23 protein-coding genes are annotated in these 22,974 nt (G+C 73.0%); 10 read left to right on the forward strand and 13 right to left on the reverse strand.

All coding sequences use genetic code 11. The features are described 5' to 3' along the window. Positions 1 to 64 precede the first annotated feature (64 nt). Both ACIO3O_RS08665 and ACIO3O_RS08670 read right to left on the reverse strand, forming a co-directional pair. Entirely contained in the window at positions 65 to 748 is a 684-nt protein-coding gene (locus ACIO3O_RS08665; protein ID WP_401743637.1) for a response regulator, read from the reverse strand. 148 nt (positions 749 to 896) lie between these two features. Continuing rightward, positions 897 to 2,165: a sensor histidine kinase gene (locus ACIO3O_RS08670; protein ID WP_401743640.1), complete on the reverse strand. Its 1,269-nt coding sequence runs from the start codon at positions 2,163 to 2,165 to the stop codon at positions 897 to 899. Between the two features lie 158 nt (positions 2,166 to 2,323). Between ACIO3O_RS08670 and ACIO3O_RS08675 the strand changes: the two genes are divergently transcribed. Continuing rightward, positions 2,324 to 2,596: a hypothetical protein gene (locus tag ACIO3O_RS08675; RefSeq protein WP_401743641.1), complete on the forward strand. Its 273-nt coding sequence runs from the start codon at positions 2,324 to 2,326 to the stop codon at positions 2,594 to 2,596. 44 nt (positions 2,597 to 2,640) lie between these two features. On the opposite strand, the gene ACIO3O_RS08680 is transcribed toward ACIO3O_RS08675, so the two are convergent. The 3 genes from ACIO3O_RS08680 to ACIO3O_RS08690 all read right to left on the reverse strand — a co-directional run bounded on the left by ACIO3O_RS08680 (position 2,641) and on the right by ACIO3O_RS08690 (position 5,851). Continuing rightward, on the reverse strand, positions 2,641 to 3,573 hold the full coding sequence (locus ACIO3O_RS08680; RefSeq protein ID WP_401743643.1) for a DMT family transporter: 933 nt from the start codon (positions 3,571 to 3,573) through the stop codon (positions 2,641 to 2,643). Positions 3,574 to 3,687: 114 nt separating this feature from the next. Continuing rightward, entirely contained in the window at positions 3,688 to 4,911 is a 1,224-nt protein-coding gene (locus ACIO3O_RS08685) for an acyltransferase family protein (protein WP_401743645.1), read from the reverse strand. Between the two features lie 22 nt (positions 4,912 to 4,933). Next, the gene (locus ACIO3O_RS08690; RefSeq protein ID WP_401743647.1) at positions 4,934 to 5,851 is read right to left on the reverse strand and encodes an SGNH hydrolase domain-containing protein; all 918 of its coding nucleotides are present in this window, start codon (positions 5,849 to 5,851) and stop codon (positions 4,934 to 4,936) included. Positions 5,852 to 6,080: 229 nt separating this feature from the next. Between ACIO3O_RS08690 and ACIO3O_RS08695 the strand changes: the two genes are divergently transcribed. Continuing rightward, on the forward strand, positions 6,081 to 6,821 hold the full coding sequence (locus ACIO3O_RS08695) for an SDR family NAD(P)-dependent oxidoreductase (RefSeq protein WP_401743649.1): 741 nt from the start codon (positions 6,081 to 6,083) through the stop codon (positions 6,819 to 6,821). 46 nt (positions 6,822 to 6,867) lie between these two features. On the opposite strand, the gene ACIO3O_RS08700 is transcribed toward ACIO3O_RS08695, so the two are convergent. The 3 genes from ACIO3O_RS08700 to ACIO3O_RS08710 all read right to left on the reverse strand — a co-directional run bounded on the left by ACIO3O_RS08700 (position 6,868) and on the right by ACIO3O_RS08710 (position 10,467). Continuing rightward, positions 6,868 to 7,269, reverse strand: a complete 402-nt coding sequence (locus tag ACIO3O_RS08700) for an STAS domain-containing protein (RefSeq protein ID WP_401743651.1) — start codon at positions 7,267 to 7,269, stop codon at positions 6,868 to 6,870. Positions 7,270 to 7,866: 597 nt separating this feature from the next. Continuing rightward, positions 7,867 to 9,531 (reverse strand): PP2C family protein-serine/threonine phosphatase, encoded by a 1,665-nt coding sequence (locus ACIO3O_RS08705; protein WP_401743654.1) that lies wholly within the window; start codon positions 9,529 to 9,531, stop codon positions 7,867 to 7,869. 393 nt (positions 9,532 to 9,924) lie between these two features. Further along, complete coding sequence (locus tag ACIO3O_RS08710; protein WP_401744450.1) at positions 9,925 to 10,467, reverse strand: MarR family transcriptional regulator; 543 nt, start codon at positions 10,465 to 10,467, stop codon at positions 9,925 to 9,927. A gap of 131 nt (positions 10,468 to 10,598) precedes the next feature. Here ACIO3O_RS08710 and ACIO3O_RS08715 point away from each other — a divergent pair, with 131 nt between their 5' ends. Next, entirely contained in the window at positions 10,599 to 11,771 is a 1,173-nt protein-coding gene (locus tag ACIO3O_RS08715) for a PP2C family protein-serine/threonine phosphatase (protein ID WP_401743656.1), read from the forward strand. Between the two features lie 71 nt (positions 11,772 to 11,842). Here ACIO3O_RS08715 and alc read toward each other — a convergent pair whose 3' ends face one another. Beyond that, complete coding sequence (gene alc, locus ACIO3O_RS08720) at positions 11,843 to 12,958, reverse strand: allantoicase (RefSeq protein ID WP_401743659.1); 1,116 nt, start codon at positions 12,956 to 12,958, stop codon at positions 11,843 to 11,845. Positions 12,959 to 12,960: 2 nt separating this feature from the next. Then, positions 12,961 to 14,337 (reverse strand): allantoinase AllB, encoded by a 1,377-nt coding sequence (gene allB / locus ACIO3O_RS08725; RefSeq protein WP_401743662.1) that lies wholly within the window; start codon positions 14,335 to 14,337, stop codon positions 12,961 to 12,963. Between the two features lie 236 nt (positions 14,338 to 14,573). Between allB and ACIO3O_RS08730 the strand changes: the two genes are divergently transcribed. Further along, entirely contained in the window at positions 14,574 to 15,380 is an 807-nt protein-coding gene (locus tag ACIO3O_RS08730; protein ID WP_401743665.1) for an IclR family transcriptional regulator, read from the forward strand. Positions 15,381 to 15,449: 69 nt separating this feature from the next. On the opposite strand, the gene ACIO3O_RS08735 is transcribed toward ACIO3O_RS08730, so the two are convergent. Next, entirely contained in the window at positions 15,450 to 16,139 is a 690-nt protein-coding gene (locus tag ACIO3O_RS08735) for an ABC transporter ATP-binding protein (protein WP_401743667.1), read from the reverse strand. Continuing rightward, positions 16,136 to 17,212, reverse strand: a complete 1,077-nt coding sequence (locus ACIO3O_RS08740) for an ABC transporter permease (protein ID WP_401743670.1) — start codon at positions 17,210 to 17,212, stop codon at positions 16,136 to 16,138. The genes ACIO3O_RS08735 and ACIO3O_RS08740 overlap by 4 nt, the downstream gene beginning before the upstream one ends. Positions 17,213 to 17,324: 112 nt before the next feature. On the opposite strand from ACIO3O_RS08740, the gene ACIO3O_RS08745 reads away from it, so the two are divergent. The 3 genes from ACIO3O_RS08745 to ACIO3O_RS08755 all read left to right on the forward strand — a co-directional run bounded on the left by ACIO3O_RS08745 (position 17,325) and on the right by ACIO3O_RS08755 (position 19,596). Further along, positions 17,325 to 18,593 (forward strand): sensor histidine kinase, encoded by a 1,269-nt coding sequence (locus tag ACIO3O_RS08745; protein ID WP_401743673.1) that lies wholly within the window; start codon positions 17,325 to 17,327, stop codon positions 18,591 to 18,593. Next, positions 18,590 to 19,231 (forward strand): response regulator, encoded by a 642-nt coding sequence (locus tag ACIO3O_RS08750; protein WP_401743675.1) that lies wholly within the window; start codon positions 18,590 to 18,592, stop codon positions 19,229 to 19,231. Before ACIO3O_RS08745 ends, ACIO3O_RS08750 begins: the two co-directional genes overlap by 4 nt. Positions 19,232 to 19,293: 62 nt before the next feature. Continuing rightward, complete coding sequence (locus tag ACIO3O_RS08755; protein ID WP_401743678.1) at positions 19,294 to 19,596, forward strand: hypothetical protein; 303 nt, start codon at positions 19,294 to 19,296, stop codon at positions 19,594 to 19,596. Between the two features lie 70 nt (positions 19,597 to 19,666). Here the strand turns inward: ACIO3O_RS08755 and ACIO3O_RS08760 are convergent, their stop codons facing one another. Further along, positions 19,667 to 19,984, reverse strand: a complete 318-nt coding sequence (locus ACIO3O_RS08760) for a DUF5955 family protein (protein WP_401743680.1) — start codon at positions 19,982 to 19,984, stop codon at positions 19,667 to 19,669. Positions 19,985 to 20,259: 275 nt separating this feature from the next. On the opposite strand from ACIO3O_RS08760, the gene ACIO3O_RS08765 reads away from it, so the two are divergent. The 3 genes from ACIO3O_RS08765 (at position 20,260) to aceB (ending at position 22,957) form a co-directional block, all read left to right on the forward strand. After that, positions 20,260 to 20,445 carry a hypothetical protein gene (locus ACIO3O_RS08765; RefSeq protein WP_401743683.1) on the forward strand — a complete coding sequence of 62 codons (186 nt, stop codon included), beginning with the start codon at positions 20,260 to 20,262 and terminating at the stop codon, positions 20,443 to 20,445. Between the two features lie 39 nt (positions 20,446 to 20,484). Further along, on the forward strand, positions 20,485 to 21,090 hold the full coding sequence (locus ACIO3O_RS08770) for an NTP transferase domain-containing protein (RefSeq protein ID WP_401743686.1): 606 nt from the start codon (positions 20,485 to 20,487) through the stop codon (positions 21,088 to 21,090). 241 nt (positions 21,091 to 21,331) lie between these two features. Next, positions 21,332 to 22,957: a malate synthase A gene (gene aceB / locus ACIO3O_RS08775; RefSeq protein WP_401743688.1), complete on the forward strand. Its 1,626-nt coding sequence runs from the start codon at positions 21,332 to 21,334 to the stop codon at positions 22,955 to 22,957. The last annotated feature ends 17 nt before the right edge of the window (positions 22,958 to 22,974 follow it).

The following is a 22,974-nucleotide window of genomic DNA, read 5'->3' on the forward strand; positions in this document are numbered from 1 at the left end:
AGCCGGGCCCGCCCCTCGGTCCGGCCTCCGGTTCAGCCTACGTCGCCGACCCGTTGAGTCCGTGTCAGCCCTCCGGGGAGTCCAGGAGTCCGGCGTCGTGGGCGAGCAGGGCGATCTGGACCCGGTTGTTCAGGTCGAGTTTGGCGAGGATGCGGGAGACGTGGGTCTTCACCGTGGGGACGCTCATGTACAGCTCGGCGGCGATCTCGGCGTTGGAGCAGCCTCGGCCGACGGCGACGGCGACCTCGCGTTCGCGTTCGGCGAGCAGGTCCAGCCGGGTCCGGGCCCGGCCCTTGCGGTCCACCGTGCCGCCGCTTTGGGCGACGTGCGCGATGAGTTGCTGGGTGACGGCCGGGGACAGCACCGGGTCGCCCGCGGCCACGCGTCGTACCGCTGCGACGATCTCGGCGGGCGGGGTGTCCTTGAGGACGAACCCGGCGGCGCCGACGCGCAGGGCGCGCAACACCTGTTCGTCGGCGTGGAAGGTGGTGAGGACGACGACCTCGGGGGCGTCGGGCCGTGCGCGTACCGCCTCGGTCGCGGTGAGACCGTCGACGACCGGCATCCGGATGTCCATCAGGACGACGTCGGGCTTCAGGTCCGCGACGGCCTGGGGCACTTGGGAACCGTCGGAGGCCTCGCCGACGATCTCGATGTCGTCGGCGCCGCCGAGCATGAAGGTCAGCCCGGCGCGGACGAGCGGGTCGTCGTCGACGAGGAGGAGCCGGATGGGGGTGGCGCTGGTCATGGTGCTCCCGGCAGTCGCAGCGCTCCCGGCGATCGGAGCGGGTCGGTCGTCATGGTCCCCACGACAGCCGGCGGGTCGGTCGTCATGGTCCTCACGGCAACCGGCGGACGGGTCGTCGCGGTGCCCACCGTAGCCGGACGGTCGGTCGTCATGGTGCCCACGGTAGCCAGGCGGTGATCCGGAACCCTCCGTCGGGTTCGGGTCCGTGGTCGAGGCGGCCTCCGGCGAGTTGGGCGCGCTCGGTGAGGCCGATGAGTCCCTGGCCGGAGCCCGGCACCGTGGGTACGTCGCCGTCGGGGGCGGGGTTGTGGACGGTGACGGTGAGGCCGTCGCCCGCACTGCCGGTGACGGTGACGGCGACCTCGGCCCCGGGGGCGTGTTTGCGGGCGTTGGTGAGGGCTTCCTGGGCGATGCGGTAGACGGTGCGGCCCACGGCGGCGGGGACCGCTGCGGGGTCGGCGACGCGGTTGTCGAGGGTGACCTTCGCACCGGCCTCGCGGGACTCGGCGACCAGGGCGTCGAGGGTGGCGAGGGTGGGCTGCGGGCGGTCGTCGTCGCCGGTGCCCGGGCTGCGCAGGACCCCGATGATCTCGCGGAGGTCCTGGAGGGCTTCGTGGGCGCTGTCGCGGATGACTCCGGCGGCGCGGGCGACCTGGGCGGGCGGGGCGTCGGGCCGGAACTCCAGGGCTCCGGCGTGCACGCTGAGCAGGGTCAGCCGGTGGGCCAGGACGTCGTGCATCTCGCGGGCGATGGCCTCGCGGGCGAGCCGCTGGGCCTGCTCGGCGCGGAGAGCGGCCTCGGCCTCGGCGCGTACGGTGCGCTCGCGCAGCGAGAGGACGAGCTGGCGCCGGGCCCGGACGAACATGCCCCAGCCGACGACCAGCAACGTGATCACCAGGGTGAGGACGACGGCCAGCCGGAAGGACGTACCCGGCTCGGGGCGCAGCCAAGACTGCAGCAGCCCCGCGGCCAGCGCGACACCGGCCACCGGGCCCGCAACCCTGAACGGCCGGTGCACGGTGACGCCGAACAGGGCGGCGATCATGGCCCCCGAGGCGAGGGGCGCGCCGACGGAGAGCAGGATGAGACCGACCGCCACGCCCACCGGCCAGCGCCTGCGCAGCCACAGGGCGCAGCAGGCGAGCGCACCGGCGACCTGGTCGAAGGCCAGCAGGACCTCGGAGTCCGCGTGGCCCGCCATCTCCCCGACCGTCACGAGCCCGAAGAACGCGGCGAGAACGAACATCAGGACGTCGACGATCCAGTCCCGCAGGGTCCGGCGCGGACGTCGGGCGGTGCGGGCGTCCGGGCCCGGGCCGGGACCCGGGCCCGGCGCGCCGTCCTCGGCCGGTCCTTCCGGCAGCTCGGGTCCGCCCATCGCCGACGGCAGCAGCCACCGGTACTCCTGTTCGCTCATGCGTACAAAACTACGCAGGCGGGGACGGGGCGGGCCGCCGTCCGGGGCAGGCAGCTACCAAAGTCGTCCGGTCGGCGACTTTGGACGAGGGCAGGGCGGTGGCGGACAGCCCGGAGAACGATGGCGCAGGGAAGATCCGACGGACCAGCATGGTGGCCATGAAGAAAATCTTCGAGGTCGTCGGTTTCCTCCTGACGCTGTGGGGCGTGGCAGGACTCCTCCACGAGTGGTTCGACTGGTTCAAGCTGTGGCAGTTCGTGGAGAAGCTGGGCTGGTTCGAGGGCTACGAGGTCTACGCGAACATCGTGATCGCGGTGGTCGGCGTCGCACTGATGATCGCGTCGGAGCGCGTCGGGCGGAGCGGCGGCAAGAGCGGTGCCGGTGACCGGGACCCGAACGTCGTCACGCGGAAGACCCCGGGAAGCGACTGAGGATCCCGGGGAGCGACGGGAGCAGCCGGGGAGCCCCCGCGCCTTCATACGGTACGGTCCTGGCCTGCCGCCCGCCGTCCCCACGCCGTGCCCGCCAGCACCAGGACGCCGCCCAACAGGCCGAGTGCGCCGAGCCGTTCGCCGCCCACCGCGATGCCGACGGCCGCCGCCCAGAGCGGTTCCGTACCGAGCAGCAGGCTCACCCGGGACGGCGAGGTCCTGCGTACCGCCCACATCTGCACGGCGAACGCGAACAGTGTGCAGAACACGGACAGGAACAGCAGCCCCGCCCACTCCCCCGCCCCGAACCCGGCGGCGACGCTCCACGGCGGGGCCCCGGTCCCGGGCACGGCGGCCAGCACCGCGAACACCGCCACCGCCGCCCCCAGCTGGACGGTGGTCAGGGACAGTGCGTCGGCGTCCTGGACCGCCTTGATCCGGGCCATGAACAGCACGTGCGCGGTACGGGCCAGGGCCGCCAGCAGCATCAGGAGGTCGCCGAGCGAGGGGGCGGTGAAGCCGCCGCCCTGCGTCAGCAGCACCACGCCCAGCACGGAGAGCCCCGCGGCGGCCAGGAAGCCCCGGGACGGCGCGGCCCGGGTGACGGCGGCCTCGGCGAGCGGTGTGAAGATCATCGTGAGGCTGATGATGAGCCCCGCGTTGGTCGCCGAGGTGTGCACGACGCCGTAGGTCTCCAGCAGGAAGATCCCGCTGAGAACGAGGCCGAGCAGCGTCGCGCCCCGCCACTGTGCCGCGCTGAGCGCCCGCAGCTTCTTGCGGCCCGCGACCGCGAGCACGGGCAGCACGATCGCGAACCGGAGCACCAGCACCGCGACGACGGTCTGTGCGGTGGTGATCCCCTTGGCGGCGAGGTAGCTGGCGCCCCAGACCACCGCCACGCCCAGTACGGGCAGATCGGCGAACCGGGCCGCGCGGGCGGGCGCGGGGGCGAGGACGGCGGAGGGTGCGGCGGCCACGGCGAGGTCTCCAACGGGCGGTGTGGTGTGGAGACTTCGGCGGCTCGCACGCGGAGCGCTCACCGTACCGGGCGACGGCTCTTCCCGGGAGGGGATTCCGGCAGGTGGACGGCTCTACCCGGGTCCGCTGACAAGGGGTCCGCCGGACTCCCGTTGGACCGTCGCCGGGGCTGTGACCAGGGTGTACGCGACCAGCGACAGGGAGGCGACGGCCAGCCAGGACAGCAGGACCAGCGGCCTGAGGACCGTGTACCGCAGGGGCTTCTCGACCGCCTTGTACATCACGCAGGCCAGCGCGAGCGACAGGGCGAACGCGAGGGCCCCGCGCACGGCGAGCGTCAGCCCGGGACTGCCCAGGATTCCGGAGCCCCCCAGGATTTCGGGGCTCTCCAGGGTGAGGAACACCCAGACCGGCCAGTGCCAGAGGTAGAGGCTGTAGCTGACCCTGCCGAGCGCGGGGAGGGCCCGCAGCGGCCCCCGGTCCAGCGCCCGGTGCAGCGCCGTCGGCCGGTCGAGCGCGGCGATCAGCAGCGCGGCCGCGCACCCGGCGAGGGGCAACTGCCAGTGCGGGAGCGCCGCCTGCCCGAGCCGGGCGACGCCCCAGATGGCGGCCAGTCCCAGCGCGGCCGCCGCGCCGAGCGCCGGGGCGGCCCGGCGCGGCAGGCGGTGCGGGGCGAGTGCGACGGCCGCGCCGAGGAGCAGCGCGCCCGAGCGGGTGTCCGTACCGAGGTAGGAGCGGTCCGGGGCGGCCGGGTCGAAGAGCACGACGGCCAGGACGTACGAGACGCAGGCCCCCGCCACGCAGAACGCGGTGGCCGCCCACGGTCCCCGCAGGGCCGTCGGCCACCGCGTGTTCGCGATGAGCAGGAGGAGGACGAGGACGGGCGGCCAGAGCAGGTAGAACTGCTCCTCGACCGAGAGGGACCACAGGTGGGCGAGCGGGGCGGCGTCCCGGCCGACGGACCAGTAGTCGACGTGTCCGTGGAGGGCGTACCAGTTGGCGACGTCGGCGAGTGCCGCGAGGGTCTGGCCGTCGGTGGTGGTGCGCAGGGCGGGGAACTCGTCGTCCGCCAGCCACAGGTGGACGCCGATGAGGACGGCGAGCAGGGCGGGCAGGAGGCGTTTGGCGCGGCGGAGCCAGAACCGGCCCAGCCGGACGCGTCCCGTCGTGGCGTGCTCGCGGAGCAGCAGGCGGGTGATGACGAAGCCGGAGAGGACGAAGAAGAGGTCGACGCCGAGGAAGCCGCCGGGCAGGCCCCACTGGTGGTGGAAGGCGATGACCCCGAGGACGGCACAGGCCCGGAGGCTGTCGAGGGCGGGGTTCCGCTTTCCGGTCACCGGGCGGGTCCGTGGGGGCGGGTCAGTGGTGCGGGGCGGCGGCGGGGGCGGATGCCGGGGCGGGCTGTTGTGCGGTCGCCCGGCCGGTCCGGGTCCCCGCCGCAGCCGCCCCGGGCGTCGGCTGCGGGGCGAACATCGTGTTGAGGGCCCAGGTGGCGAGGCGGTCGCGGACGGCGGGGGCGGGGTGGCCGGTCTCGTCGTAGACGGGCTTGCCGTCGGTGCCCGGCGGGCAGCCGTCGTCGTTGCAGAGCTGGGCGCGCAGGTCGAGCAGGCCGCCGCCGAAGCGGGCCTGGCGGGCGGCGGCCGCGTAGATCGCCTCGTTGAGCACGAGGGCCCGGTCGCGGTAGGTGGGGTTGGCCGTGGCCTTGGAGTTCATGAGGAAGACCCTGGCTCCGCCCGCGGAGAGGATGCGGGTGCCGTGGGCCAGGTTGTCGGCGAACAGCTTGCGGTAGAGGGGGTCGACCGCGTCGCGGAGTCGCGGGGAGTCGTCGATCCGCTGCGGGGCCAGGTCCCACTGGGCGGTCATGAGGAGTACGGCGTCGGGGCGGTGCTCGGCCACGTACCGGGCCCAGTTCTCCTGCCAGTCGCGGCATTCCGGCGAGGCTCCGGGCGTGGCGGCCTGCATGATGCCGCAGCCCCCGAGGCCCGCGTTGACGACGGTGTTCGCACGGGAGGCGACGGCGGCCATGCCGGTCCCGATGCTCGCCGCCCAGGAGTCGCCGACGACCAGGATCTTCTTGCCGCGCACGGCGGGGTCCAGGGTCTGCTGCCCGAACGGAGGGGTGCCGGTGCCGAGCGGGCGGTCCTGGGCGGGGACGCCGTGTCCCGGGCCGTGCAGCAGGCGGGATCCGTACGGGTCTTGGCCCGCCCCCGAACAGGCGGTGGCCGAAGCGGCGCACAGGGCGGCGAGCACGGCGGCGACGAGCCTTCGACCGACCATGTGTCAACTCTCCGTAATCGTCGGGAACCCTGAGTGATGATCACCCGTTGTCCGGTCAGCGGCAACCGGAGGACGGCCGGGGGCGGCCCCGAGTACAGGCAGACGGGCGAAAGGGAGAGGGGGTGGAGTCGGTGTCCGAAGGGCGCCAGCGCAGGAAGCGGCCGGGACGTTTCCTTGAACTCGCAAGCAGCTCTTCGGGCCTGCGACACACGAGGAAAAGGACGACACGATGTCGACGACCAGCAACAGGACCGCACTCGTCACGGGCGGCAGCCGGGGCATGGGGGCGGCCATCGCCCAGCGGCTGGCCCAGGACGGGACCGATGTGGCGATCACTTACGTGGAGGGGGAGCAGGCGGCACAGGACGTGGTGCGCACGATCGAGGCCGTGGGCCGGCGGGCCCTCGCGGTACGGATGGACGCGGCGGACCCGGAGTCGGTCACCTCCGCGGTGGCGACCGTCGCCGACGCCTTCGGGCGGCTGGACGTCCTGGTCAACAACGCGGGCATCGGTGTGCTGGGCCCCGTCGAGTCGCTGACGCTCGCGGACGTGGACCGGGTCCTGGCGGTCAACGTACGAGCGGTGTTCCTGGCCTCCCAGGCGGCGGCTTCCGTGCTGGAGGACGGCGGCCGGATCATCTCCACCGGCTCGGCGCTCACCCGGTACGCGGGCGGGCCCGGCGGCAGTCTCTACGCGATGAGCAAGTCGGCCCTGACCGGGCTGACCAAGGCCCTCGCGAGGGAGGTCGGCGACCGGGGCATCACGGTCAACCTGATCCACCCGGGCGCGGTCGACACGGACATGAACCCGGCTGACGGTCCGTTCGCCGAGCCGCAGCGGGCGAACACGGCGATCGGCAGGTTCGGCCGCCCGGACGAGGTGGCGTCCCTGGTCTCCTTCCTGGCGGGCGACGAGGGCGCGTACCTGACCGGCGCGGAACTGGTCATCGACGGCGGCCACGCGGCCTAGCGGAGGCGGGGCGGCCCAGCGTCCTGGCGGAGGCGGGGCGTCCTGCCTAGTCGGCGGAGGCGGCCGAGGGTCGGGGCTCCCGCTCCGCCTCGGCCGCGACCGCGGCGCGGGTGGCCGCGAAGTGGGCGGCGACACCGGTGATGTCGAGGATGCGCAGGAGGTGGTCTCCGGCCCCCCGGAGGGCCAGGGCGACGCCGGCCCGGGTGGTGTGGCGGTGGGCCATGATGAGCGCGGACAGGCCCGAGGAGTCGAACAGACCGACCCCGCTCAGGTCGAGGGTCAGTTCGGAGCCCCGGGGCAGGTCCGGCAGGACGTCCAGGACGGCCGCGCGCAGCAGTTCGGCGGTGACGAAGTCGCAGTCGCCGCTGAACTCCAGGACCGTCTCCCGGACGCCGGTGGCCCGGTTCTCGGTCTGCCGGGCGGTGACGTCGAGGGGATTGCCGCTCATCATGATCGGAAGGCGCTTTCCGTGTTCGGGGCCGCAACGCGGGCCCGGGGTGGTGGGCAGGGGTGGGGTTCGGGGCACGGGTCGACCTGCGGGGCAGACGGCCGGGACCGTACGACACGGGTACCCGGCACGCCGGGCCCGACGCGGGCGGAGTCCACGGCCCGCAGGGGGTCCACGGCACGGACGGCAGCCGCGGCCGGCACCGCGGGGGCGGCCCACACCGCAGCCGCAGCCCGCACGGGGGCCGCGGCGCGGCCGGGGTCCACGGCACGGACGGCGGCTGCCATCCGCACGGAAGCCGCAGCCCGCACCGCAGAAGCAGCCCGCATCGCAGGGGCGGCCCGCACCGCAGCCGCAGCCCGCACGGGGGCCGCGGCGCGGCCGGGGGCCACCGGCTGCGGACGGTGCCGGAGCCGGGCCACGTGCTCGGCCCCCGGCAGGTCCCCGGTCCGCCCGCCCCACGACGGGGGTGGGCCGGCGCCCCGGAACGGGGGTGGGCCGGCGCCCCGGAACGGGGGTGGGCCGGCGTCCCGTGACGGGTGCCGGGGGCGCGGGGTGCGCTCGGGTCGGTCCACCGGTGCCACTCCGTGATCCGGCTCAGCCGGTGAAGCGGCCGCGGCCGGTGCCGTTGACCATGCTCAGGTGGGTGCCGCGCGGGGCGGCGATGCCGAGGAGGGCGATGTCGTCGTGCTCCCGGGTGCCGAGCCACTGGGTGGTGAGGCTCTCGACCCGTTCGATGACCGCCTCCACCGGCATGCGCGCGCACTCCGCGAGGGCGGCCCGCAGTCGCTCCTCGCCCAGCATCTCCCGTCCGTCCGGCCCGCCCCTGGCCTCCGTGACGCCGTCGGAGTAGAGCAGGCAGAGGTCCCCCGCGCGCAGCACGGTGCGACAGGTGCGGGTGGTGATCTCCGGGAGGGCGCCGATGAGGGTGCCGCCGGTGGGGATCTCCTCGATCGTCCCGTCGGCGCGCAGGACCAGCGGCTGCGGGTGTCCCGCGGCGGTCAGCCGCAGGGCGACGTCGCCGTGGGCCAGCGGGGTGGCCCCGGCCAGCACCATGGTGGCGAAGCGGCTGTCGGTGTCCTCCAGGAGCGTGGCGTTGAGGAGCCCCAGCAGACGGCCGTGGTCGCTCTCCAGGTGGCGCAGCGCCGAGAGGGTGTTGCGGATCTTGCCGGTGAGGACGGCGGCCTTGGCGCCCTTGCCGCAGACGTCGCCCAGGACGAGGAAGGTCTCGTCGCCCGGGTCGGCCCCCGGATGGACGTCGTAGAAGTCGCCGCCGATCAGGTCGGTGGCCCGCGACGCGCGGTAGGTGGCGGCCAGGTCCAGGCCGCTGGAGCGGCGCAGCACCGGGGGCAGCAGGGAGCGCTGGAGGACGGCCGTGGTCTCGGCCTTCTCCGCGTACAGGGCGGCGGCCGACACGGCGGCCCCGGCGCGGGCGGCGAAGACGCGGGCGAACACCTCCTCGTCCTCGTTGAAGACCGGTGTACGGGTGCGGCGCAGCAGGATCAGCGCCCCGGCGGGCACCCCGTTGCCCGGCATCGGGGTGACGACGACCGAGCCCAGCGGCCCGAAGCCGTCCGGGATCAGCCAGTCGGGGGCGAGTTCGGGGGCCAGCCAGCGCGCGGGCAGCGGCGGGAACCCGGCGAGGGCGTCGGCCAGGCCGGGGACCTCGGCGACGTCCTCGCTCAGGATGCGCTCGTCGGTGACCCGCCCGTCGACGGCGGAGGTGAACCACATGCGGCGCGCCCCCGTCCCCGCCACCACGACCGCGGCGTCGGCCATCCGCTCGCTGGCCAGCTCCGCCGCCGCCTGCACCGACTTGTGCCAGTTCAGGGAGGTGAGCAGCCGGGCCGACGCCCGGGCGAGGAACTCGGCGCGCTCCCGCTCCTCCTGCCAGCGGCGCTGCCAGACGACCTCCAGGGTGACGTCGTCCAGCAGCCAGGCCGCGTACCCCTCGGGCAGCGGCATCCGGCGGGCCGTCACCTCCCGTGCTCCGACGACTCCCTGGGCCTGCGGCAGCAGGCCGCCCTGGGCATCGGCCAGCCAGTCGGGCACCAGGGGTTCGCTCAGCGTCGACGCCTCGCGCAGCAGCGGGAAGAGGTCGCGCGCCGATTCGTTGAGCAGACGGACCAGCCCGGCTCCGTCCAGCATCACAACGGCGCCGAGTCCGCTCTCCACCAGGGCGTGCACCTGCGCCGCACCGGGAACGGCGACGGAGGATGCGCCCTCGGCGGGGCGGTCGGTGGAGCGAGGGAAGGAAGTCACAACGGAAGACGAAGCCCACGACGGCCATGGCCGTGCGGCTCCTGTCACCCTCTCCGAGCTATCGGGATATCGTGGCGCGACGACAATTGTTGCCGCACGGCAACCGTCTCGCGTTCGGCAGTCGGATGGCAAGCGGAGCCCACAGGACCTTCACAATGAATCCCGAACTGTCCGCCCATATCGGGACGTTGCGCACCTTCGTATGCACGGGTTCCACACACCGGATACGATGCGCGCGCGGACCGGCTAGCCGGGTTGTCACCGGGCGGAAGCCCGCAGCAGTCGGGAAAGGCAGGAGCCGTGATGAACAAAAGCGGTGTCCCCGGAGGCGGTTCCCCCGCCCTCCGCGACCGTCTGCGCCGCACCGCGCACCGCACCCGTCCGCGCACCGCGCTACGCGGTCCGCGCGGCCCCGTCCGGGTTCGCGCCCGGTGCCTGGGCCCGGTCGGCCAGCGGCCAGGTGCGCCCCACGATGCCCGTCTCCACCGCCGCCCGGAACTCGTCGAGCCCGTGGATGAGCGCCTCCCGCGCCGCCGCCGGCATCGCGGCGACGGCCGCCACCAGCGCCTCCTCCCGCCGTGCCCGCAGGTCGCTCAGGTAGCTGCGCCCCGGCGCGGTGAGCCGCAGCTCGACCTCGCGGCGGCTGACCGTACTGGCCGAGCGCTTCACGTATCCGAGCGCCTCCAGCCGGTCGCAGAGCCTGCTGACCGACGGCGGGGCGGCGCCCAGCACCTCGCCGAGGGTGCGCAGGTTGATGCCCTCGGCCCGCTCCAGAATGTGCATGACCCGCAGCTGCGAAGACGACACGGGTGCGGGGGAGACCGCGTCCCGGCCCCGCTCCCACAGCACTTCCAGCAGTGCGATCACCTCGCAGGCGGCGCCCGCGACGGCCTCGGCGGCAGCCGGGGCCGATGCCGGGACGGCGACCGCCTCCACCGCACCCGCGGTCGCCGAAGTGTCCTCGCCCGGACACTGCGGACCCGGACACTGCGGGCCGCGACGGTGTGAGCCCTGGAGGTCCACGCTTGCCCTCCCCGTACATCCTTCGAGAAAGTGAATCTCCGACGTTGGACAGACTCGCGTCCGTGGAACGCACCTTGCGGACCGCCGACCCCCATGCACTGCTCGACGCGGTGCGCGAGGTCCTCGCGGACCTCTACGGTTCTCTTGAGGCCGACCTGCTCATGGCCGACTACGCCATGACGATACTGCAACCGGTCGGAGCGCTCCCCCATACCTTCGAGCCCGTTTCCGCGCACACAGGCGCGCCGGGACGGGCCTTCGGTGCGCAGGAGCCCTATCCGTGCGAGGGCCCCGTCCCCGATTCGGTGACGGCGCACCTGCCGGTGACGGTGCGCGGGGACCGGCTGGGGGTGCTGTCCGTCACCCTGCCGAAGGACCGCTACGACGCGGACGTGCTGGAGGAACTGGCGGACGTCGCCGAGGCGTTGGGTCACCAGATCGTGGTCGCCGAGCGCGACACCGACCTCTACCTCCAGGCGCGCAGGGCCGAGCGGCTGACGCTGGCGGCCGAGATCCAGTGGGAACTGCTGCCGGGACGTTCCTGCGCCCGCGCGGAGTACGAACTCGGGGCGCAGTTGGAGCCCGCGTACGCGATCCACGGCGACAACTTCGACTGGTCGACCTCGGCCGACCACCTCACCCTCGCCCTCACCAACGGCATGGGCGAGGGCATCGACGCCGCCCTGCTCACCAGCCTCGCCATCAACGCCCTGCGCAACGCCCGCCGGGCGGGCCTGGGCCTCACCGACCAGGCCTGCATGGCCGACCAGGCAATCTACGGCCAGCACCGGGGCGCCCTGCACGTCTCCGTACTGCTGCTGCGCTTCCACCTCCCGACCGGGAACGTGGAGGTCGTCGACGCGGGCTCGCCGCGCGTGTGGCGACTGCGGGACGGCGCGGTGGAGGCGATCGAGATGGACGGACAGCTGCCGCTCGGCATGTTCGAGGACTCCGTCTACACCTCGCAGACCTGGCAGGTACGGCCGGGCGACCGGCTGCTGTTCGTCAGCGACGGGGTGTACGACGTGGCCTCCCCCGCCGGTGAGCGCTACAGCGAGAAGGCGCTCGCCCGCGCCATCCAGGCCACCCGTCTGCTGCCCCCGCCGCAGGTCCCACGCGCGGTACTGCACGAACTGGCGGGCCACCGGGGCGAGGTCATGGCGGAGGACGACGCGATGATCGTGTGCCTGGACTGGCGGGGCCGTCCCACCGCCTGAGCAGGGGTACGGGGAAGGGGCCCCCGGCGCCGAGCACCGGAGGCCCCTCCTCGTACCGTCAACTGCGGTGATCAGCCGCCGAGTTCATGGTGCCGGGCGGCCAGCGACGCCGCACCGGACTCGGTGAGCGAGCCGAAGAGGCGCAGCCGGGAGATGCCGCCGTCGGGGTAGATGTCGACCCGCACCTCGGTGGCCGCCGGGGCGGAGGCCAGCACGAAGCGGTGGTTGGTGTCGGGCTGGAGGCGCGTGCGCGGCAGGATCTCGGTCCACTCCCCCGCCTCGCCGTCGCGCACCGAAAGGGCCGCCCAGCCCGCCGAGTTGCCCTTGAGGTAGGCGGTGTCGATCTCGACGGCGCGGATCTCGGCCTGCTCGACCAGGTGGTAGCTGATCCAGTCGTTGCCCTTGTCGCGGCGGCGCCGGGTTTCCCAGCCGTCGTCCATCTTGCGGGAGCGGCCCGGCTGGATGGTGTTGGTGGCGGGCGAGTAGAAGCGGTCGGAGGCGTCCTCGACGCGGCCGCCGTTCTCCAGGGCCACCAGGTCGAAGGTGCCCAGCGTGGTCAGCCACGCCGGGTCGGGGACGACCTCGCCGTAGACCCGCAGGCGGGCGATGCCGCCGTCGGGGTGCTGGTTGACGCGCAGGTGCGTGAAGCGCTGCTCGACGGTGACCTCGAAGCCGTTGGCCGCGTGGCCGCCGACCGCCGTGCGGGGTACGAGCGTCGTCCACTTCACGTCGCCGGAGAGCAGGTCTTCGGGGGACGGGGAACCCGGCACCGAGGTGCCCTCGACGGAGACGGCCTGCGGGTAGTTGCCGCGGAAGTGGGCGGTGTCGACGACGATGCCGCGTACGACACCGGGCGCGCCGAGGCGGACGAGCGCCCAGTCGTGGTCGTCCTCGGTCGGGTGCGGCTGTTCGGCCGAGACGCCGCGGCGGCGGCGGGTCTCCCAGCCGTCCATGATCTTGCCCTTGTGCCCGAAGTGCTCGGGGTCGAAGTGGGCGGGCTCGGGCAGGAGCAGGTTCTCGCGCTCGGCGAAGAACTCGTCGTTCGCGGCGATCACGCCCGCGCCGAGGCGGCGGTCGGCCAGGTCGGCGTAGTGCGTGAACGGGAAGACGGCCGTGCGGTAGTCGGCGTACGGGTCGCCGCCGCCGTAGGGGCTGGCGTCACCGGTGAAGGAGGGTATCCCCGTCATGGTCAGTTGTTCCTTTCGAGCAGGCGGCCGGCGGGCTCGGTGAGGGTGCCTTCTTCGTTGATGCGCGTTCCGCGCAGCCAGGTCTGCTTGACGACGCCGTGCAGGGTCTTGCCCGCGTACGCCGTGACCTGGTTGCGGTGGAAGAGGTGCGCCGGGTCGACCGTGAAGGTCTCCTCGGGGGCGAGGACCGCGAAGTCGGCGTCGCGGCCCGCCTCGATGGCGCCCTTCTGGGTCAGACCGGCGAGCTGCGCGGGTGCGGCCGACATCCAGCGGACGACGTCGTCGAGCGAGTGGCCGCGCTTGCGCGCCTCGGTCCAGATGGCGGGCAGGCCCAGCTGGAGGGAGGAGATGCCGCCCCAGGCGGACGCGAAGTCCGGGGTCTTGAGGTCGGTGGTGCACGGCGAGTGGTCGGAGACGATGCAGTCGATCGTGCCGTCGGCCAGGCCCTGCCACAGGACGTCCTGGTTCTCGGACTCGCGGATCGGCGGGCAGCACTTGAACTCCGTCGCCCCGTCCGGGACCTCCTCGGCGGTGAGGGTGAGGAAGTGCGGGCAGGACTCGACGGTGACCTTGACGCCCTCGGCCTTGCCCGCCGCGATCAGCGGCAGCGCGTCGGAGGAGGAGAGGTGCAGGACGTGCACGCGGGCGTCGAGGCGCTTGGCGAGCGCGATGAGGCCCTCGATGGCGGTGTTCTCGGCGTCGCGCGGCCGGGAGGCAAGGAAGTCGGCGTACTTCTCTCCGGACTTCTGCGGGGCCGCGGCCAGGTGGTGCGGGTCCTCGGCGTGCACGATGAGCAGGCCGCCGAGCCCGGCGATCTCCGCCATGGAGCGGGCCAGCTGGTCCTGGTCGAGCTCGGGGAACTCCTCGACGCCGGACGGCGACAGGAAGCACTTGAAGCCGAAGACGCCCGCCTCGTGCAAGGGCTTGAGGTCCGCGACGTTGGAGGGGATCGCACCGCCCCAGAAGCCGGTGTCGACGTGCGCCTTGGGACGGGCGACGTCCTTCTTGACCTCGAAGTTCTCGACCGTGGTGGTCGGCGGCAGCGAGTTCAGCGGCATGTCCAGGAGGGTGGTGATGCCACCGGCCGCCGCGGCGCGGGTGGCGGTCCAGAAGCCCTCCCAGGCGGTGCGGCCCGGGTCGTTCACGTGGACGTGGGTGTCGACGAGGCCGGGCAGCAGGGCCTGCTCGCCGAGGTCCTCGAAGCGGGTGCCCTCGGGGATCTGCTCGCCCCGGGGCCCGTAGGCGTCGTACGGGAGCACCTCGACGATCTTCCCGCCGGCGACGGCGACCGAGGCGGGGCGGGTGCCCTCGGGGGTGACGACGCGCGAGGAGCGCAGCACCAGGTCCACGGTGGTGTTGGGCACGGCCGACTCAGTCACTCACGTCTCCTTACTTCAACGTTCTGTTGAAGCGGAGTCTTTCTCCGGGGCGGGGAGCCGTCAAGGGGTCCCCGGGTGGGGCGGGCCGGGATGTGATCACCGACACCAACCTTGGATGTTTCCACAGAATGGAATTAGACTTCCGCTTTGTAGAATGTAGCTCCTGCCTAGAGGGGCTTCCGGGACCACCACAGGTAGTCTGCTGCCTTGCCTGCCAGCCCCGAAAGGACCGCTCCGTGCCGACGTCCAGCGCCAGCACCACCGACGCTTCCAAGCCTGCCGCCGCGACTGGCGGCGTGCAGTCCCTGGAGCGCGCCTTCGACCTCCTTGAGCGTATGGCCGACGCGGGCGGTGAGGTCGGCCTGAGCGAACTGTCCGCGAGCAGCGGCCTGCCGTTGCCGACCATCCACCGTCTGATGCGCACGCTCGTCGCCTGCGGTTACGTACGTCAGCAGCCCAACCGGCGCTATTCGCTGGGCCCGCGCCTGATCCGGCTCGGCGAGAGCGCGTCCCGCCTGCTGGGGACCTGGGCCCGGCCGTATCTGGCCCGCCTGGTCGAGGAGACCGGCGAGACCGCGAACATGGCGCTGCTCGACGGCGACGAGATCGTGTACGTGGCGCAGGTGCCGTCGAAGCACTCGATGCGGATGTTCACCGAGGTGGGCCGCCGGGTGCTGCCGCACTCGACGGGCGTCGGCAAGGCGCTCCTCGCGCACACCCCGGCGGAGGAGGTACGGGCGCTGCTCGCCCGCACCGGCATGCCGGCCGCCACCGAGAAGACCATCACCACCCCGGACGGCTTCCTGGAGGCGCTGGAGCAGGTGCGCCGGGTGGGGTACGCGGTGGACGACAACGAGCAGGAGATCGGGGTGCGCTGCCTGGCGGTGTCCGTCCCCAACTCCCCCACCGCCGCCGCCGTTTCGATCTCCGGTCCGGCCGGCCGGGTCACCGAGGCGGCCACCGAGCGGATCGTCCCGATCCTCCAGGAGGTCGCCCAGGACCTCTCGGTGGCGCTGGCCAACACGGGTCCGGCGCAGGGCTGAGCACGTCGCGAAGGGGGCTGCGGGGAGACCCCGCAGCCCCCTTTGTCACACCCCCGACGGGCTCATCCGTCACACCCCCGTCGGGCTCATCGCCCCCAGGCGTCCGTCCGCCATCCGCACCACCCGGTCCGCCACCTCCAGGTGCGACCGGTCGTGCGTGACCAGCACCGTCGCCACTCCGCGCTCCCGCGTCAGCCCGGCCAGGAGGTCCAGCACCGCCGCGCCCCGTTCGTGGTCGAGGGCGCTGGTCGGTTCGTCCACGAGCATCACCGCGGGCTCGTTCATCAGCGCCCGCGCGATGTTGATCCGCTGCCGCTGTCCGCCGGAGAGCTGGTGCGGGCGTCGGTCCGCCTTGTCGGCGAGGCCCACCGCGGCCAGCAACTCCCGTGCCCGGTCGCGCACTTCGCGCGGCTTGCGGCCCGACAGGTGGGCCATCACCTGGAGTTGCTCCGCCGCCGTGAGCGAGGCGAGCAGGTTCGGCTGCTGGAAGACGATCCCGATCCGGTCCCGCCGCAGCTCCGCCTTCTCGGCGCGGCTCAGCGTCCCCGTCGGCGTACCGTCGACGACGACGCTGCCCGAGTCCGGTGTCACCAGCGTCGCCGCGACCGCGAGCAGGCTGGACTTGCCGGAGCCCGACGGGCCGACCACGGCGGCGAGTTCACCGCCCGCGACCTCCAGTGTCACCGCGTCCAGCGCGGTCAGCCGGGACGTGTCGCCGTCCGGGTAGGTGAGGGTGACGTCGTGCAGGGTGAGGGTCATCGGGCGCTCCCGAGCGCGGTGAGGGGGTCGACGGCGGTGATGCGCCGGATGGACAGGGCGGCGCCGACGATGCCGAGCGCGATCATCACGAAGGCCGGGACGAGCAGGGTCGCCGCTTCCAGTACGAAGGGGACGGCGCCGCCGATCAGCACGCCCAGCAGCGTCGCCAGCGCCGTACCGAGCAGGGTGCCCAGTGTCAGCATGACGACGGCCTGGCCGAGCGCGTCCTTCAGCAGGTACGGGGTGGAGGCGCCCAGTGCCTTCAGTACGGCGATGTCGCCGCTGCGCTGGATGGTCCAGACGGTGAAGAAGGCCCCGACGACGAGCGCCGAGATGGCGAAGAGGAAGCCGCGCATGAGTTGCAGGGAGCCGTTCTCCGCCTGATAGGAGGCGAGGGCGGCGAGGGAGTCGCCCAGCGGCACGGACCGCGTCTTGGTGGCCTCGTCGCCCGCCGCCCAGTCGGCCGAGCCGGTGAGCGCGACGACGGTCGCCTGCTCCTCCATGGACGTGCCGTTGTGGCCGAGCTTCTGCCAGTCGTCCAGCGAGGTCCACACCACCGGCTGGTGGCTGAACATCGCGCCGCCCTCGACGGCGGCGACCGTCTCCTCGACCTCGCCGAGGCGCACCGTGTCCCCGACGCCGATGTTCAGCTCCTCGGCGGCCTTCTCGGAGAGCACCACCGTGCCGGGGCCCAGGTCCCGGGCGGCCGGGGCGATCTTCGCGGAGGGTTCGACGCCGAAGGCGGCGACGGCCACCGTGCGGTCTCCCGCCCAGCCGTTGACGGTACGGATGCCGATCGGCTCGGCGCTCGTGACGCCGGGCCGCTTCGCCCAGTCGCGCCAGGCGCTCTCCCCCACCGAGGAGTTCGTGAACGACACCTCCTGCCCGTCGGGCGGGGCGGCGAAGGCCAGCCGATCGGCGGGCAGTGAGGTGACGGCCACGGTGTTGTCCCTGGCCAGCCCCGCGGTCAGCCCGGACAGCAGACCGACGAGCAGGGTGATCAGGACCACGACCGTGCCCATGAGGGCGAATCGGCCCTTGGCGAACCGGAGGTCTCTCCATGCGACGAACATGGTCACCAGGCTGGTCGCCGACCCGGGGGAAAACATCGGGCGCGGGATCGCACCGGCATCAATCCTTTGGTTGATACGCCGCGAAGACGTCCCCTTTAGGCTGGTACGAACCATGGATGCGCTCCCCTCGCCCTCGACCTCCCTCCCCCTCACGCCCGTCCTGCGGGTGCTGCGGCTCTGTCTGCACGCACTCCTGGCCGGGCTGCTCGCGCTCGCCGCGCTCAAGGCGGTCGCCGCGGGGGGTGCTGGGAGTACGGGGAGTACGGGGAGTGCTGGGGGTGCGCACGCCGTTGCGGTCGTCGCGTCGGCCGTACTGATGGCCGTCGTGTACGTCGCCGGGACGCTGAGCCCCTCCGTCGGCCGCTCGCCGCGTGCCGCCGCCTGGTGGCTGGCGGCACTGTGCGCGTCGTGGCTGCTGCTGCTCGCCCTGTCCCCCGACGGCCTGTGGGCGGCCTTCCCCCTCTACTTCCTCCAGCTGCACCTGCTCCCGATGCGCTGGGGGCTGGCGGCGGTGGCGGCCACCGCCGCCGCGGCCATCGCCAGCTTCGTGCTGCACGGGCAGCAGGTCACGGCGGGCACGTTCATAGGGCCGCTGCTGGGCGGCGCGGTCGCGGTGGCGACCGTCCTCGGGTACCAGGCCCTCTACCGGGAGAGCGAGCGGCGGCGCGAGCTGATCGACGAACTGCTCTCCACGCGTGCGGAACTGGCGGAGGCCGAGCGCGCCGCCGGCACCCTCGCCGAACGCGAACGCCTCGCCCGCGAGATCCACGACACCCTCGCCCAGGGCCTGTCCAGCATCCAGCTCCTGCTGCGGGCCGCCGAGCGCGCCCTGCCGCCCGACGACCCGGCCCTCGCGCACATCCAACAGGCGCGCGAGGCCGCGCAGGACAACCTCGCCGAAGCACGCCGTTTCGTACGGGCCCTCAGCCCGCCCGACCTGGAGCACGGGTCGCTGGCCGCCGCCCTGGAACGCCTCTGCACCCCCGCCCCCGGCGGGCCCGCCGTGCAGTTCGGGGTCAGCGGGACACCGGTCGAGCTGCCCACACCGTACGAGGTGGCCCTGCTGCGCATCGCACAGTCGGCCCTCGCGAACACGGTCCGGCACGCGAAGGCGGACCGCACCGAGATCACGCTCAGCTTCATGGAGACCTCGGTCTCCCTCGACATCGTCGACGACGGCATCGGCTTCGACCCGGGCGCGGTGCGCCGCAGTCCCGTGGCGGATGCCTCGGACGGCGGCTTCGGGCTGCCCGCGATGCGGGCGCGGGCGCGTTCGCTGGGCGGCACGCTGAGCGTGGAGTCCGCGCCCGGGCAGGGCACGGCCGTCGCGATCACCCTCCCCCTGCCCGTGTCCCCGCCCCTCGCTGGAGTCGCCCCGTGAGCACGCCCTCCCCCATCCGGCTGCTGCTGGCCGACGACCATCCCGTCGTACGGGCCGGACTGCGCGCGGTGCTCGACACGGAGGCCGACTTCGTGGTCGTCCAGGAGGCGTCCACGGCGGAACGCGCGGTGGAGCTGGCGGCGGCGGGCGGGATCGACGTCGTCCTGATGGACCTCCAGTTCGGCACCGGCCGGATGCACGGCTCGGAGGCGACGGCGGAGATCGCGGCCCGCCCCGGCGCGCCCCGGGTGCTGGTGCTGACGACGTACGACACGGACGCGGACATCCTGGCGGCGGTCGAGGCCGGGGCGGCCGGGTACCTGCTCAAGGACGCTCCGCCGGAGGAGCTGGCGGCGGCGGTCCGCACGGCGGCGGCCGGTCAGTCGGCGCTCGCCCCGGCGGTCGCGCACCGCCTGATGGACCGGATGCGGACGCCCGCGGAGGCGTTGACGAAGCGGGAGCTGGAGGTCCTCCAGCTGGTCGGCGAGGGCCTGTCCAACCAGCAGATCAGCAAGGCGCTCTTCCTCAGCCAGGCCACGGTGAAGTCCCACCTGGTGCACATCTACGCGAAGCTGGGCGTCGACTCGCGGACCTCGGCGGTGGCGGCGGCCACGGCGCGGCGGCTGATCAGGCGCTGACCTGGGAGGACGCGGGAGAGCCCCGTGCGGTCCGTTCCCGGTGCGTCCTCCATAGTGGAGCCATGACCTACTTCATGTACGACGTCCACGGCAACGCGGTGGACGAGCCCGACGCGGCGGCGCGGCGCACCCTGATCGTGGACGGACTCGCGGACCCCGAGGCGGTCAATCCGGAGGTGTCGCTGACGCACGAGAGCGGGTGGTCGCTGACGGCGTATGCGGGTGGGCTGCTGCTCTGGGAGAACGTCGAGGAGGAGGGGACGGCGGCGCCGGAGACGCGGGACGGGGTGTCCGTGGACGAGGTCGTGCGGGTCTTCGACCTGCTGGCCGAGGGGGAGGTGGAGAAGGTCGGGGGGACGTTCTAGGGGACCATTGGGCGCAGGTGGGGCTCGGTAGGGGCGGCACCTTGTGCCGGGTTCCTCCCCTCCGCGCCCCTTAGATGCCCGCCCAGCCGTCGCCGAAGGTTTCGACGGCCTCGCGGACCAGGCCGACGGCCGGGGCCAGTGCGCTCACCGAGCCGATCGCCCCGGCGATCAGCAGCAGCGAGCGGCGTAACCGCAGGACGTCCGGCGAGCCGCTGAGCAGCATCGCGGCGAGCGCCGCCAACTCGTCCTCGGCGATCGCCCGGTCCGACAACTCGGCGGGATGCGCGGCGAGTTCGCGCCGGAGCCGGGACACGACCGTATGGAGCCGCGCCACCCTCGGGTCGCTGTCCGCGCCGGTCACGCACCGCTCCTCAACGCTTCGCAACAAAGCTCTCCCCCTCGCACGCCGTCGTGCTGCTTCTCGGGGGTCGTTCTCCAGCGAACGATCCCGGGCGACGGCACGTTAACGCTCTCACCGCGTGCGCGCCAGCGTACGGACCGTAATCCGGGCTGCGGGGTTGAGCGGAGGGCCGTCACGTTTCCGCTGTGACCCTGCCCCGGTCCTGGTACAGCAGGGGTCGCTCGCACCCCTGCTGACCTGCACGGATCTACCGTGAAGGCAGAGCGTGCACAGCGGGTGCGCGCCCTGCGGAAGGAGTGGTCATGGCGGACGGTTGCCGCGACTGCCGTACGTGCACGAAGAGCCTGGTGGGCCGCACCGCGCGGGGCGTGATGTACGCGGTCACGTTCTCCTGGCTGGTGAAGCCGGTGTTCCTGCGGAACTGTCCGCAGTGCGGGCATGTGATGCGCCGCCACGAGCGCCGCCGGGACGGGTCCTTCCAGGACTGAGCCTCCGTCGCCGGTCGGCGGGCTGGTATGCAGGGGCCCATGACACACACCCCGCAGGCACCCGTCGCCGGTCTCCTCCTCGCCGCGGGCGGGGGCCGCCGCCTGGGCGGCCACCCCAAGGCCCTCCTCGGCTTCCGCGGCCGCCCCCTGGTCGAGCACGCGGTACGGGTGCTGCGGGAGGGCGGTTGCCACCGGGTGTACGTCGTCCTGGGCGCCGCCGCCGACGAGGTGCGCCGGCGCGCCGAACTGCCCGGGTGCGTACTGATCGAGAACCCCGCGTGGGAGCAGGGCATGGGCTCCTCGCTCCGCGCGGGCCTGCACCGCCTCTCCGACGAGGAGGGTTACGGGGCCGCCCTGACCTCTCTCGTCGACCAGCCCGGCATCGGGCCCGCCGCCGTCGCCCGGGTGCTGGCGGCGGGCGGCGCGACGGGGCTGGCGGCCGCCTCGTACGACGGGGAGCGCGGGCACCCCGTCCTCTTCCGCGCCGACCGGTGGGCGGACATCGCGAGGACTGCGACCGGTGATCGCGGGGCACGCGCCTATCTGAAGGAGCACGCTGCGGAGCTGACGCTCGTCGAGTGCGGGGACGTGGCACGGGCGTACGACATCGACCTGCCGGAGGATCTCGCGCACCTGGAGGCGTGACCTCCACTTGCCGTGAGCGGCACGGCACTCAGGGCCACGTTCTGTCGCCCCGAAGAATCTCGACATCAACAAACCATTGAACTTCCACCATGAGGAAACTAATATCCACTGTTCAGAAGCGCCTGTTCGACCGAATCACATCAAACGGCGCCTGCGCCCGTATCTCGGCACCCTCGGCACCCCGTGCCGTGGCGACTGCCCGGCGGACGCGAAGGCACCGCCCGCGAAGGAGTGACAGCTCATGTCCGCACCAGCGCCGTCCCCGCTGGCCATCGTCGACGCCGAGCCCCTGCCGAGGCAGGACGAGGTTCTGACCGACGCCGCCCTCGCGTTCGTGGCCGAGCTCCACCAGCGGTTCACCCCCCGCCGCAACGAGCTGCTGGCCCGCCGCGCCGAGCGCCGCGCGGAGATCGCCCGCACCTCCTCGCTGGACTTCCTGCCGGAGACCGCCGCGATCCGCGAGGACGACTCCTGGAAGGTCGCCCCGGCCCCGGCCGCGCTGAACGACCGCCGGGTGGAGATCACCGGTCCGACCGACCAGAAGATGACCATCAACGCCCTGAACTCGGGCGCCAAGGTCTGGCTCGCCGACTTCGAGGACGCCTCGGCTCCCACCTGGGAGAACGTGATCCTCGGCCAGCGCAACCTGATCGACGCGTACACCCGCAACATCGACTTCACGGACCCGAAGTCGGGCAAGTCGTACGCCCTGAAGGACAACTCCGAGCTGGCGACCGTGGTCATGCGGCCGCGCGGCTGGCACCTGGAGGAGCGTCACCTGCGCGACGCCGACGGCAACGTCGTCCCGGGCGCGCTGGTCGACTTCGGCCTGTACTTCTTCCACAACGCCAAGCGCCTCATCGAGCTCGGCAAGGGCCCGTACTTCTACCTGCCGAAGACGGAGTCGCACCTGGAGGCGCGCCTCTGGAACGAGATCTTTGTCTTCGCCCAGGACTACGTCGGCATCCCGCAGGGTACCGTCCGCGCGACCGTCCTGATCGAGACGATCACGGCGGCGTACGAGATGGAGGAGATCCTCTACGAGCTGCGCGACCACGCGGCGGGCCTGAACGCGGGCCGCTGGGACTACCTCTTCTCGATCGTGAAGAACTTCCGTGACGGCGGCGCCAAGTTCGTCCTGCCGGACCGCAACGCGGTGACGATGACCGCCCCGTTCATGCGGGCGTACACCGAGCTGCTGGTGCGCACCTGCCACAAGCGCGGTGCGCACGCGATCGGCGGCATGGCGGCGTTCATCCCCTCGCGCCGCGACGCCGAGGTCAACAAGGTCGCCTTCGAGAAGGTCAAGGCGGACAAGGACCGCGAGGCCGGCGACGGCTTCGACGGCTCCTGGGTCGCGCACCCGGACCTGGTGCCGATCGCCATGGCCTCCTTCGACGCCGTCCTCGGCGACAGGCCGAACCAGAAGGAGCGGCTGCGCGAGGACGTGTCCGTCGCCGCCGGTGACCTGATCGCGATCGACTCGCTGGACGCGAAGCCGACCTACGCCGGGCTCGTCTCCGCCGTTCAGGTCGGTACGCGCTACATCGAGGCGTGGCTGCGCGGCCTGGGCGCCGTCGCCATCTTCAACCTGATGGAGGACGCGGCCACCGCCGAGATCTCCCGCTCGCAGATCTGGCAGTGGATCAACGCCGGTGTCGTCTTCGAGAACGGCGAGAAGGCGACCGCCGAGCTGACGCGGAAGATCGCGGCGGAGGAGCTCGGGAAGATCCGTGAGGAGATCGGCGAGGAGGCGTTCGCGGCCGGGAAGTGGCAGCAGGCGCACGACCTGCTGCTGACGGTCTCGCTGGATGCGGACTACGCGGACTTCCTGACGCTGCCTGCGTACGAGCAGCTCGTGGGCTGAGGTCACCCCTCGCGCCC

Origin of the sequence: Streptomyces sp. NPDC087440, from assembly GCF_044744005.1 — a bacterium.
GTDB lineage: Bacteria > Actinomycetota > Actinomycetes > Streptomycetales > Streptomycetaceae > Streptomyces.